This is a genomic window from Streptomyces sp. NPDC006384 (genome assembly GCF_042870695.1).
In the GTDB taxonomy this organism is placed as follows: domain Bacteria; phylum Actinomycetota; class Actinomycetes; order Streptomycetales; family Streptomycetaceae; genus Streptomyces.
The window spans coordinates 173404-186474 of sequence record NZ_JBIAHR010000011.1 but is presented as its reverse complement, the minus strand read 5'-3'; the positions used below and the strand labels follow the sequence as shown (position 1 = coordinate 186474).

Here is a 13071-nt window from a genome sequence, read left to right as displayed (position 1 = left end):
TCGTACACAACAGGTGGGGCGGGGTACACCCGCCCCACCTGCGGTTCTCCGCTGCCGAGACGCGCGCGAGAGCTGTCGTGGGCCGACTCGCCGAAAATCTTGACGCTCGTACGACGCTGGAAATGACGGCAGGCGGGAGGACCTGCGGCTCCGACGCGGGTGCTCTCACCCGCCAGGAGCGGCGCCCCTGTATGAGGGCTTGAGAGCCCCGGCCACTGGCGACTGCTTCTGATTACGTAGAGTGATGCCTGGGGCCACTGAGGCTTTTGACAGGGCACGGGCTTTCGGCCGGGTGGTGTTTCACAGGTGCGCTCGATCACGAGAGGGATGTGGGTGCACGCTCGTCGGACGAGGCCCGGAGAGGAGCGCGGACGCATGAGCGAGCCTGTGCACGAGGCAGCCGGCGTTCCGCGGCCGCCCATGCAGGTCGAGGCGATCCACTCGGCCCGCGCGGGTCGCGCCGGACCTTGTCGGGCCGACGGGGCGGTGTCCGGTGTGCCGTGCGTGCCGCCCGTCAGCGGGCCACAGGCAGGGTACCCAGGCGTTCCCTGACAGCCGCCAGCACCGCGCTCTGTTGCTGGACCAGGTAGAAGTGACCACCGGGCAGGATCCGCAGGTCGAACCCGACGGTGGTGTGGCTGGCCCAGCCGTTCATGTCCTCGGTCTTCACGCGTGGATCGCTGTCCCCCGCCAGGGCGAGGACGGGGCAGGTCAGGCGGGCGGGCGTGGTCCGCAGGTAGGTTTCGACGGCCTGGTAGTCGCCGCGGACGGCGGGGAGGATCATGCGGAGGATCTCCTCGTCGTCCAGCAGCCCGGAGTCCGTGCCGCTCAGCTCGCGGAGTTCCGCGACCACCCCTTCGTCCGACCGGTTGCGGATGTCGTCCGCGCGGTACAGGTGGGGCGCGCGGCGGCTGGACACGATGAGCGCGGAGACCGGTGTACCCGCGGCCTGGAGGCGGTCCGCGACCTCGAAGGCGACGAGCGACCCCATGCTGTGCCCGAACAGGGCCAGCGGCCGGCCGTCCGCCGTGTCGGCCAGCCGGTCCGCGATCCGTTCGGCGAGCACGGTGATATCGGTGACCACCGGCTCGGAGCGCCGGTCCTGACGGCCCGGGTACTGGACCGACAGGACGTCGACGCCCGGGGAGAGCGCGCGGGCCATGGGGTAGTAGAAGCTGGCCGAGCCGCCGGCGTGCGGGAAGCACACCAGGCGTGCCGCGGCGCCCGGAGCGGGATGGAAGCTCCTGAGCCAGATGTCCTCGTAGGAGGGCGTGGGGGCCATGTGAGGAGGGCCTTTCGGAGAGGTGTGGGGCGGCGCGGCGGTGACGGCGCGCCCGGTCCGGGCCTTTCGTGAACCTGACGGGCGGACCGGCGCGCTCGTGTATCGGCGCCCGGCGGGCGGGAGAGCGCGCGCCGGGCGCCGATACCGGATCAGCCGGAGACCCGGACCGGCAGCCGTCGGGGGCAGATGATCTGCATCGGGTTCTCGAACTCGACGCCGGCCGCGTGGTCGACGGTGATCTCGTCGAAGCGGTCGAACAGTGCGTTCAGCGCGATGCCGACCTCGAGCCGGGCCAGCGGGGCGCCGAGGCAGAAGTGGATGCCCTGCCCGAAGGCGATGTGCCCGCCGGTGTCGCGGTGGATGTCGAAGCGGTCCGGGTCCGTGAAGCGCTCGGTGTCCCGGTTGGCGGCGCCGATCCACAGGGTCACCAGCTCGCCCTTGCCGATCCGCTGTCCTCGGATCTCGGTCTCGGCAGTGGTCACCCGCGCCATCCTGGAGAACGGGGGATACAGGCGCATCAGCTCCTCGACCGCGCCGGGCACCAGCGCTCGGTCGGCGCGGACGGCGGCGAGTTCCTCGGGGTGGCGGTCGAAGGTGAGGACCGCGTTGCCGATCATCGCCATGGAGGCCGCGTGGCCGGCGAACAGCGTGAGGCCGACCAGGCCGAGCAGGTCGACGTCCCGCAGCGGCTCACCGTCGACGACGGCGTGGGCCAGGCCGGTGAGCATGTCGTCGGCCGGGTTCCGCCGGCGCCTGTGGACATGACCGAGGATGTACTCGTTCATCTCCCGGATGGCGGGCGCCACCTCGGACTCCATCACCTTCGGCGGCACGGTCGCCGCGTCGAGGGCGCCCAGTGCGTCGCCCCACGCCCGGTACATCGGCACGTCCTCGGGCGGCAGCCCGAGCATCTCCGCGACCACGATGATCGGCAGGGGATAGGCCACCGCCTCGATCAGGTCGAAGCCGTCCGATCCGGACAGCCGGTCGAGGAGGGACTCGGTGGTGCGGGCGATCCGCTCCGAGAGACCCGCCACCGCACGCGGGGTGAACGACTGGTTGACGGCGCGCCGCAGCCTGCGGTGGTGCGGCGGGTCGTTGGTGACCAGGTTCCCGGTGAGGAACAGGTCGAGATCGGGCTGCGGTTCGTTGAACAGCCGCACCGTGTCCGAGGAGAACGTCTTCGGGTCGGTGAGAACGCGGGTGATGTCGGCGTGGCGGAACAACTGCCACCCGTACTCGTCGTCGTGGTGGACCGAGTGCTGTCCCTGCATCCGACGGAACCAGGAGAACAGCGTCTCCACGGGCTCGGCCGCGGATTCCCGCACCGGCATGACTACCTCCTGCTTCGTGGTCCGCTGGTGTGTCGTCACAGGCCGACGAAGGACCGGTAGACCTTGCGGTCGACCGCCGGCAGAGCCACGCGCAGACCGCTCTGCGCCTGCGTCGTCGCCCCGGGCGTCGGCGACAGCGTCGGCGAACCGGCGGCGCGGAGCCCGGACTCGATGGCGCCGTCCATGTAGCCGATCCAGCCGAGAGCGAGGTCGTCGGCGCAGAACCTCACCTGGCCGAAGGGCCTGTTCATCGCCTTGTGCAGCCGGGTCAGCTGGTACGGCCGGCGGAACGCGGGTCCACCGCGGGAGAACTCCTCCGCCTCCCAGTCCGACACGGTGTGGTCGCGCAGCGTCGCCGACGGCACGATACGCCGCACCGCCGCCTCGACCGCGGCGCGGCTGCTCACGTCCAGGGTGTCGTCCACGCTGAAGGCGACGACGGGGGCGTCGTCGTTCAGCCGCCCGATGATGACGAACGGAGCGGTCTCCGGCGCCTCGGCGATGAACCGGTCGGTGGGCGTGGTCAGATCCAGGAAGAGCTTGCGCTGGCGCGGCACGCCGTACCCCTGGGCGGTGGCGTCCTGGTGGGCCTGCGGCAGCGCCGGGCTGAAGGCGATGTCCTTCCACACGTTGACCGGCACCGCCATGATGACCTCGGCCGCAGTGTAGGCGGCCCCCGCCCGGGTCACCACCTTCACCCCTCCGGACTGCTGGGTGACGGAGGCGACCGGGGAGTTGAGCTTCAGGTCCGGCCGGCCGTCCGCCAGGATCGCGCTGGCCAGGGCGATGGTGCCCTGTGCCAGACGATAGGTGTTGACGCCGGAGAAGCCCGTGTAGTTCCAGCCGGCCAGTGCCCACCACTGGGCCAGCTGCAGCATCGATCCGCGCGAGGTGGGTGACCCGTACAGCCCCGTCGTGCCGGTCATCCGCATCTCGTCCTCCGGCGAGTAGGCCAGCTGGTTCAGCCGGTCACGCAGGGAGAATCGGTCCAGCGGAGTGATCAGGTCCTCGCGGGTGAACGGCGCGTAGGGTTTGGGGAAGTACTCGGCCGAGCCGTCGAAGAACGGCGCGAACAGCTCTCCCTGCCGGGTGTACGCCGTGACCGGGTCGGTCTCGAGGAACCCGCCCGGGGTCGGCATGAGCACGCGTTCGGGACCCTGGTCCGCCACGATCGTCAGGTTGTAGCGGGATATCTCCTGCCACACGTGCGGCTGCAGCGGGTCGACCCAGGCGCCGCCGCGCTCGATCTCCCAGCCGTTGAACGTGTCGGTCCAGGTGCGCCCGCCGATGCGGCCCCGCGCCTCGAGGACGAGGACCTTGCACCCCTTCTTCCGCGATTCGCGGGCCGCGGTGAGACCGGCGAGGCCGGCCCCGACGACGATGGTGTCGTACGCGGTCCGGGCCGTGTGATCCGCCCCCTCGGCGGCTTCGGCCGCGGCGGGCACTCCCGCGCCGAGCGCGGTTCCCGCGATGGCCAGGCCGCTCGTTCTGAGGAGATTCCTCCGCGAGAGGAAGACGCGGGACGCGGCCCTTTTCGTCATGTCGTGATCGTTGAGCAAGAGTTTTCCCCCGTGGGCTCTGTTCCAGAAAGATGAATCGTTTCTGTGGACAATCGGGCAGGACCGGGACCGGGCAGTGAGACCCGTGACGCAATTCCCGGCCCTGCTCGCGCGGAATACGGAAAAGGATCAGGCGGACGGCTTGCGGAACTGCTTGATCATCGCCGCGTAGCTGTCCTCGGCGTTGCCGTCGGCAACCGCACGCCGGGCGAGCTCCAGGAAGAACTTCGGCAGTTCGGTGCTGACGCCGAGCGCCTGGCTCTCCTCGAGCAGGTGCTGCATGCCGCCCACGTGGACGTTGACGGTCGCGTCCGTCGCCGGGAACGTGTCCTCGTCGATCTGCTCCGCGTACGCGGTGACGTAGTCGGCGGTCACGTTGATCGCGGTGGTCGCCATCTCCGCGAACGTGGTGGCCTTGACGTGGGCCGTGCCCAGCAACGCTGCGGCGTGCAGGAAGCTGTTGAGGACGCCCCACATGATGCTCAGCACCGACATGTCGTAGAGAGCGGACAGGCCGTGGTCCTCGTCGAGGTAGACCGTGCCGGTCTCGCCGAGCGTCTGGAGGGTGGCCTGGTGCTTCTCGAAGGCCGTCTTGGAGCCGGCGTACAGCAGGGTCGCCTCGGCGGTGCCGATGGCCTGCGGCATCGCCAGGATCGCGCCGTCGATGTAGTCGGCGCCGAGCTTGGCCGCCCACTCGGCGGTCTGCCGCGCCTGGGTGGAGCTCGCCGTGGTCAGGTTGACCACGGTCTTGCCGGCCAGGGAGGAGCCGACCGGGTCCAGCACTCCGTGCACGGCGTCGTAGTCCGAGACGCAGACGACGACGAGCGGGCTCGCCTCGACGGCGCTCGCGGCCGAGTCGGCGAGGGTGGCGCCGTCGGCGACGAGCCGGTCGGCCTTGCCGGCCGAACGGTTCCAGACGGTGGTCGGGTGGCCCTTGGCCACGAAGGCCGCGGCGAGCGCCTGGCCCATCAGGCCCAGGCCGATGACGGTGACCGGGGATGCGGCAGGGGGAAGGATGGTCACGGGTGTGTCTCCGTAGTTCGGGCGGCGGGCGCCGCGATGTGTGTTCGGTGGTGCGGGGGAGCCGGCGGCGGCCCCGTGCCCGCGTCCTCGGTTCAGGCCTGCTCGGCCTCGGCGTCCCACGGGCCACTGACGCCGAAGGGGTTGTCCACGACGTAGCGCCAGTAACCGTCCTCGCCCTGGCGCAGCACGTCGATGGCCACGCCCTCGAGCTGCTCGGGCTCGCCGTTCTCGTCGAGCGCCTCCATCTGCCACTCGACGACGAGCATCGCGGTGTCGCCCACCACCAGCTGCTGGCGGACGGTCGCCTCCACGGAGGGCTTGCGCTTGGCCAGGAATTCGACCACGTAATCGTGCCGGGCCTGTCCGTAGAGCGGGAATCCGGGCTCCCACACTCCGACCGCGTCGTCGGTGTACATCGCGTTGACCGCCTCCGCGTCGCCGGAGTTGAAGGCTATTCCGAAAGCCTCCTGGTGCTTGTCGACGTCGGACACCAGCATGTACTGACTGTCACTCACGACGCTTCTTCTCCATTCGTTCCTGCGGCATTCTCTTATGCGGCAACGGAACAGATTTGTTGGGGAGTTCTTCGGATTGCCCCGGACGCTATCAGCGGCCGCTCCCCGATCCGGTCTCCTGCCGGTAATCGCGCCCGGACGTGCGGGGGCGTGCCTCGATTACCGGGGAAAGACCGCCCGACGGCGGCTGCCGTCGGGGACGTGCCTCCGCTACGGGCGGGCTGCCGGGCCGGCGGCCCGGTCCACCGCCTCCTGGATCTCCGGGGAGACCAGCGCCGCCGACGGGTCCAGGAGGAACGCCACGCGCGCGTAGGCGACGAGCAGCCGCCCGTCCCCCGACGCCGCGTCCAGCAGGCGGTCCAGGTAGGCGTACTCGGCCAGTTGGTTCTCGGTCGGCTCACCGCCCACGCCGGGGAAGGCGAGATCGGCGCCGGTCGTCAGCTCCCACACGTGGTCGACGGCCCGGGCCGCGAGGTCCGCGAGGTAGGCCCGCGGGTTCACGGGCGCCGGCCGGGAGACGTGGTCGCGCAGCACGGTGGCGCCCAGCGCCGACACCGTCATGCCCTGCCCGTAGACCGGATTGAAGCTGCACACGGCGTCGCCGATGACGAGCAGCCCGTCGGGGAACGCGTCCATCCGCTCGTAACGGCGTCGCAGGTTCGCCGGGAACCGGTAGCACAGCGGCTCGCCGAGCGTCTCCTGGTCGTGCACCACGTCGTGGATGTCGGGGGCGGCCAGCGACTTCAGGAAGTCGTGGAAGCCTGCGGTGTCGCGGGGCGGGTACTCGCCGGCGACGCCGTAACCGGTCACGACGGCGCAGCCGTCCTCGATCTTGGCGCAGAGAGCACCCCGCGGCACGGCCGCCGAGCCGCTGACGTCGATGGAGACCTCGTCCGGCATCCGGTCCGCGGAGAGCCGGTAGTACTGCGTGGTGTAGCCGACGTTGACGGTGAGCTGTTCCTCCTCGACCGCCGGATAGCCGAGTTCCGCCAGCCACCCCGGGGTACGGGTGCGCCGCCCGGTCGCGTCGACGACCAGGTCGGCGGTCAGGTCGCGGTGGGCGCCGCCCTCCATGACCCGGACGCCGGCCACGGTGGAGCGGTCGGGCGAGGTCAGCAGCTCCGTGGCCTCGGTGCGCTCCAGGAAGGTCACGCCGGCGAGCGAGCGCACCCGCCGGCGCACCCGTCGCTCCAGGTGCGGCCGGCTGACCGAGAGCAGCGGCAGCCCGGAGCGGGGCTTGGGCATATGGGTGCCTTTGACGACCCACCGGACGTCGGCGGTGCCGTCGCCGACCACCGCGCCGCCCGCGGTGAGTTCCTCGGTGATGCCCGGGAGCAGGTCCTCCAGCGCGAGCAGGCCCGCGGCCAGCAGGTTGTGCAGGTGCCCGCCGTGCGGGACGCCCCGCCGGGTCTCGCTGTGCCCCCTGCCGATGTCGTCCCCGGCCAGGTCGTCGCGGTCGATCACCACGACGTCGGCGTAGTGGTCCGCCAGCACGTGCGCGGCCAGCAGACCCGCCATGCTCGCACCCAGCACGATCACTCGTTCGCGACCAGTGTTCTCCATGGTGGTGTTGTTCACCCTCTCTGTGCGTCCTGAAGGGGCCCGCGGGGCGGGAACCAGCCCGCGCGGACGAAGAAGTCCACGTACTTGTCGAAGAGGGCCCGGTCGACCGGCGGGCAGGTGATGCCGCTGCCGCGCAGGGCCAGCTCGGTCTCCGAGACGTCGATGGGCGGGTAGGTGGTGGTGCCGCGCCCGGCGTTCATGCCCTCGAACGAGTCCAGCAGGGGGACGACGGCGTTCTTCCGGTCCCGGCGGACCCGGGCCGACCAGGTGCCCCAGTCGAGTTCGGGAAGGTCGTAGCCGAAGGAACGCAGGTGGCGGACGAACTCGGTGAACGACTGGTCCTGCCGGTTGTAGAGGTGGAAGGTCCGGTCGGCGGTGTCCTCCCGCGTCGCGAGGTGGGTGATCGCCGCGCTGACGTAGTCCACCGGCACCATGTGGAGCACCCCGGCGAGACTGCCGGGGACCGCTCCGCTCTCCAGCAGGCCCTTGAGGCTGAGCCAGACGAAGTCCTTCGTCTGGCAGGCGCCGGTACGGCTGTCGCCGCACACGACGTCCACGCGGTAGACCGAGACGGGCAGTCCGCGGCTCCGTCCGAGCTCGATGACCTGCTCGGCCACCCACTTGCTCTGCAGGTACCCGTTGTGCAGCAGGTGTCCTGGCCCGGTGGGCGCGTCCACGGTGGCCGGTGCCGCGTCGGGGCCGGGGGCGGGGAACACGCCGGTGGTCGAGACGTAGTGCACCGGGACCGTCCGGTGGGCCGCGGCGAGCCGGAGCACCTCGTGGGTGCCGCCCACGTTGCCCGCGGCGAGTTCGGTGTACGGCCGCACCCAGCTGACCGTCGCGCCGGCGTGGTAGACCACGTCGACCCGGTGGGCGAGGTCGTCGAACGCGGCCTCGTCCAGGCCGAGCCGCGGGGCGGTCAGGTCCCCGAGGACGACGGAGATCCGCGCCGGGACGATGTCGTCCCGGACCTGGTACCACTCCAGGTTCTCGTACAGCCGGCGGGTCGCGTCGGCCCGGTCGTCGCCCCGCACCAGGCAGTGCACGGTGGCCGTGGTGGACCGCATCAGGTCGCGGAGCAGGAAGGCGCCGAGGAACCCGGTGGCGCCGGTGAGCAGGATCTCGCGGGGATCGTCGGCCACCCGGCTGACCTCACCGGCCGGCCGTACGTCCTCGTCGAGGCGCACCTCCGCGGCGAGGTCGACGCCGGCGGCCGCGGACGCCCCCGCGGTCGCGGCGGAGAGCAGGGCGCCCAGGTGTTCCACCAGCTCCTCGGGGGTGGGACGCTCGAAGATCAGCGACGGGGGCAGCTTCAGGCCGGTGGCCTCGGAGAGTCGGTTCCGCAGCTCCACCGAGGTGAGCGAGTCGAACCCGAGGTCGGAGAAGCGCCGGTGGCCGTCGACCGCCCGGGCCGCGGAGTGACCGAGGACGAGCGCCGCCTCGCGGTGGACGAACTCCGCCACGATCTCCCGGCGCCGGGCCGGGGACAGCTCCGCCAGGGCCTCCGGCCGGAGTTCGGGCCCGGCTCCTCCAGGGGCCGCGCCGTCGTCCCGGACCAGGCTGCGCAGCAGCAGCGGCGCCCGCCGGACGTCGGCACGCAGCGCGGTCCGGTCGACCGGGGTGACCACCAGGGCGGGCCGGCCCGCGTCGAGCGCGAGGTCCAGCATCTCGGGCCCGGTCTCCTCGGTGATCGCAAGGAGGCCGGAGCGGGCGATCCGGTCGAGTTCGGCGCGGGTCAGGTGCCCGCTCATGCCGCGCTCCTGCTCCCACAGGCCCCAGGCCAGCGAGGTCGCCGGCAGGCCGAGACCGGACCGATGGGCGGCCAGCGCGTCGAGGAAGGTGTTGGCGGCGGCGTAGGCGGCCTGGGCGGTGCCGCCGATGACGCCCGCCACGGACGAGAACAGGACGAAGCGGTCCAGATCGCGGTCGCGGGTGAGTTCGTGCAGGTTCCACGCGGCGTGGACCTTGGGCCGCAGGACGGCGGCCAGCCGGTCCGGGGTCAGGTCCTGGATCAGGCCGTCGTCGAGCACACCGGCGGCGTGCACGACCCCGGTGAGCGGGTGCTCGTCGGCGACGGTACCGAGCAGCGCGGCGAGCGCGTCCCGGTCGGCGAGGTCGCAGGCGGCCACGCGCACCCGGGCCCCGAGCCCGGTGAGTTCCGCGGCCAGTTCGGCCGCTCCGTCCGCCTCCGGTCCGCGTCGGCCGACCAGGAGCAGCCGGGACACGCCGTGGGCCCGGACCAGGTGCCGGGCGAACAGCCCGCCGAGCGCGCCGGTGCCTCCGGTGATCAGGACGGTGCCGTCGGTACGCCACGGAGCCCCGCGACGAGACGCTGCGTCAGCTTCGCGCGCGGCTGTGTCGTGCCCGGCTGTGTCCTGCGCGGGCGTGGCGGTCGCGGAGGCGCCGGTTGCGGGTACGTCGGTTGCGGGTACGTCGGTGACGCCGGGTACGAGCACACCGCCGGCGCGGACGGCGGCCTGGGGGTGACCCGACGCCAGGACCCCCGGCACGGCTGCCGCCGACCGGGGGTCCTCGTCCATGTCGATCAGGACGATCCGGCCGGGCGCCTCGGACTGCGCCGAGCGCAACAGGCCCCACAGAGGCGCGGCGACGAGGTCCGACACGCCGGTCCCGGCGTCGTCCACGGCCACGGCCCCACGGGTGAGGACGACCAGCGGAGTGTCGGCGGCGCGGTCGTCCGCGAGCCACGTCCGCACCAGCGCCAGCACCCGCTGTGCGGCGTCCTGGGCCCGCTGCGGCACATCACCGCCCGGGCGGAACGCCAGGGGGACGAGAAGGGCGTCGTACGGCGCGCCCGTGCCCAGCGCGGCCAGGACGTCCGCCACGTCGCCGAAGGGCGTGCCGGCGGCGGGCCACGGCAGGCCTGCCGTCATCGGGGTGTCGCTCCCGACCAGGCTCAGTGAGGCCGACGCCGAAGGGGCGGTCGGGACGGGCGGGTCGAACGGCGTCCAGCCGACGCGGAGGATCGACTCCCGGGCGGTGGGCGGCGCCGCCGGTGGCGCGGTGGCCGGTGCGGGCTCCAGCCAGTACCGCTCCCGCTGGAACGGGTAGGTCGGCAGGTCCACCGTGGACGCGCCGGCTCCGGCGAGGACGGCCCGCCAGTCGACGGATGCCCCGGCGGACCACAGCCCGCCGAGCGCCGTGAGCGCGTCGTGCACCTCGGTCCCCCCGTCGCGCACCGCGGCCACCGGGGTGATCGGCGAGGCCTCGGCGACCAGTGCGGACAGGACGGTGGCCGGGCCGAGTTCCAGGGTGACGGTGACGTTCTGGCCGACGAGGGTGCGGACCGCGTCGTGGAAGCGCACCGGCTGCCGCACCTGGTCGACCCAGTACTCCGGAGAACGGAGCTGCTCCTCGGAGGCGAGCCGGCCGGTGAGCGTCGACACGAGCGGAACGGCCGGCGCGTTCAGCGAGACCTTTCGCATCACCCGGCCGAATTCCTCGAGCATCGGGTCCATGAGCGGCGAGTGGAAGGCATGGCTGACCGTCAGCTCCTTGACGCGGCGCCCCCACGAGCGGACGGTGCGGGTGATCTCCTCGACCGCGTCGCGATCGCCGGACACGACCGTCGCCACCGGTCCGTTGACCGCGGCGATCGTCAGGGCTCCGTCCGCGTGCCCGAGCAGAGGAGTGATCTCGTCCTCGGTGGCCTGCAGGGCGGCCATCGCACCACCCTCCGGCAGGGCCTGCATGAGCCGGCCCCGCGCGGCGACCACGGCGGCCGCGTCGGGCAGCGACAGCACCCCGGCCACATGGGCGGCGGACACCTCGCCGATCGAATGCCCGACCAGGAAGTCCGGGGTGACCCCCCATGCCTCGTACAGCCGGTACAGGGCCACTTCCATCGCGAACAGCGCGGGCTGGGCGTAACCCGTGCCGCTCAGCCGGTCCTCGTCGCCGAGCGCCTCGCGCAGCGGGACGTCCAGGTACGGGTCCAGTTCCGCGCACACCGCGTCGAAGGCCTCGGCGTACACCGGGAACTCCTCGTACAGCCGACTGCCCATGGCCGCCCGCTGGGCCCCCTGGCCGGTGAAGAGGAATCCGATTCTTCCCTTCCCGGGCGGCACTTCGGTGCTGCGGGCGCCGTCCTCGGCCAGCGGGCGGAGCGCCTCGCGCAGCGAGTCCGGGTCCGAGCCGACGACCACGGCCCGGTGCGGCAGCGCCGCCCGCGTGGTGGCCGCCGAGTGGACCAGGTCCACGGCGGCCAGGTCGGGATGGTCGGCGAGGAACGCCGTCAGGCTGCGCGCCTGGGCGGACAGCGCCGTCCGGCTCCTGGCCGACAACGGCAGCGGCAGCAGCGTGGGAATCCGCGCCGGGGCGGCGGCGGGCGCCCGCTCCCCGAGTCCGTGTTCCTCGGGCTCCTGTTCCTCGGGCGCCTGCTCGAGGATGAGATGAGCGTTGGTGCCGCTGACACCGAACGCAGACACGGCGGCGCGGCGCGGCCGACCGGTCTCCGGCCACGGGCGGTGCTCGGTGAGCAGCTCGATCGCACCGGTGGACCAGTCGGCCAAGGGGGTCGGCTCGTCGACGTGCAGGGTCCGCGGCAAGGCGGCGTGCCGCAGCGCCTGCACCATCTTGATCACACCGCCGACGCCTGCCGCCGCGACCGAGTGCCCGATGTTGGACTTCAAGGACCCAAGGAACAAAGGAAGTTCGGGCGTGTGCGCATCGCCGTAGGCGGCCAGCAGCGCCTGGGCCTCGATGGGGTCGCCGAGCCGGGTGCCGGTGCCGTGGGCCTCGACGACGTCCACGTCGCAGGCGTCGAGGCGGGCGCCGGTGAGCGCGGTCCGGATGACCCGCTCCTGTGCGGGGCCGCTGGGGGCGGTGAGCCCGTTGGAGGAGCCGTCGGAGTTGACCGCCGACGACCGTAGGACGGCCAGCACCCGGTGCCCGTCCCGCACGGCGTCCTCGAGCCGTTCGAGCAGGACCAGGCCGACGCCCTCCGACCAGCTCGTGCCGTCGGCGGCGGCGGCGAAGGACTTGCACCGGCCGTCGGGCGCCAGGCCGCGCTGCCGCGAGAAGTCGACGAATCCGCCGGGGGACCCGGAGACCGTCACACCGCCGGCGAGGGCCAGACGGGACTCGCCGGTGCGCAGCGACTGCGCGGCGAGGTGCACGGCGACCAGGGACGACGAGCACGCCGTGTCCACGGTCATGGAGGGACCCTCGAAACCGAAGGAGTACGAGAGCCGGCCGGACACGACGCTGCCGAGCTTGCTCGTCAGGAGGTAGCCCTCGAGCTCCCGCGGACCGGCGAGTCCCAGGTAGGACTGTTCCACGGCGCCGACGAAGACGCCGACGTCGGCGCCCCTGAGAGAGGTCGGATCGATCCTCGAGTGCTCGAAGGTCTCCCAGGCGGTCTCCAGGAGAACCCGCTGCTGGGGGTCCATCGCGAGCGCCTCGCGGGGTGAGATGCCGAAGAAGTCGGCGTCGAAGTCGGTGGCTCCGTCGAGGAATCCGCCTTCCCGTGTGTAGGTGGTGCCCGGGACGTCCGGATCCGGGTCGTAGAGCGAGTCGATGTCCCAGCCGCGGTCGGCGGGGAACTCGGTGATGCCGTCCCGGCCTTCGGCGACGAGTTGCCACAGGTCGTCGGCCGAGCGGACGCCGCCGGGGTAGCGGCAGGCCATGCCGACGATCGCGATCGGCTCGGTCCGGCCGGATTCCAGTTCCGCGATGCGCCGGCGGGCCTTCCGCAGGTCTGCGGTGACCCATTTCAGGTAGTCAGCGAGCTTTTTCTCATCCGCCATGAGGGGAGTTACCCGTTCCAGGAGTCG

The 13071-nt window shown here is 72.2% G+C and carries 7 protein-coding genes; all 7 read right to left on the bottom strand.

Features of this window, described 5'->3' with window-relative positions:
• Positions 1-514: 514 nt before the first annotated feature.
• Positions 515-1282 carry an alpha/beta fold hydrolase gene (locus tag ACFYOJ_RS17565; protein WP_356553126.1) on the bottom strand — a complete coding sequence of 256 codons (768 nt, stop codon included), beginning with the start codon at positions 1280-1282 and terminating at the stop codon, positions 515-517.
• A gap of 149 nt (positions 1283-1431) precedes the next feature.
• Positions 1432-2616, bottom strand: coding sequence for a cytochrome P450 (locus ACFYOJ_RS17560; RefSeq protein WP_356553128.1), 1185 nt, complete (start codon positions 2614-2616; stop codon positions 1432-1434).
• A gap of 35 nt (positions 2617-2651) precedes the next feature.
• Entirely contained in the window at positions 2652-4157 is a 1506-nt protein-coding gene (locus ACFYOJ_RS17555; protein ID WP_356553129.1) for an NAD(P)/FAD-dependent oxidoreductase, read from the bottom strand.
• Positions 4158-4304: 147 nt separating this feature from the next.
• Positions 4305-5144, bottom strand: coding sequence for an NAD(P)-dependent oxidoreductase (locus ACFYOJ_RS17550; protein WP_388597245.1), 840 nt, complete (start codon positions 5142-5144; stop codon positions 4305-4307).
• Positions 5145-5290: 146 nt separating this feature from the next.
• Positions 5291-5713, bottom strand: a complete 423-nt coding sequence (locus ACFYOJ_RS17545) for a DUF4440 domain-containing protein (protein ID WP_356553132.1) — start codon at positions 5711-5713, stop codon at positions 5291-5293.
• Between the two features lie 210 nt (positions 5714-5923).
• Positions 5924-7276, bottom strand: a complete 1353-nt coding sequence (locus ACFYOJ_RS17540; RefSeq protein ID WP_356553133.1) for an FAD-dependent monooxygenase — start codon at positions 7274-7276, stop codon at positions 5924-5926.
• Positions 7277-7287: 11 nt separating this feature from the next.
• The gene (locus tag ACFYOJ_RS17535) at positions 7288-13044 is read right to left on the bottom strand and encodes a thioester reductase domain-containing protein (protein ID WP_356553135.1); all 5757 of its coding nucleotides are present in this window, start codon (positions 13042-13044) and stop codon (positions 7288-7290) included.
• Positions 13045-13071: the final 27 nt, after the last annotated feature.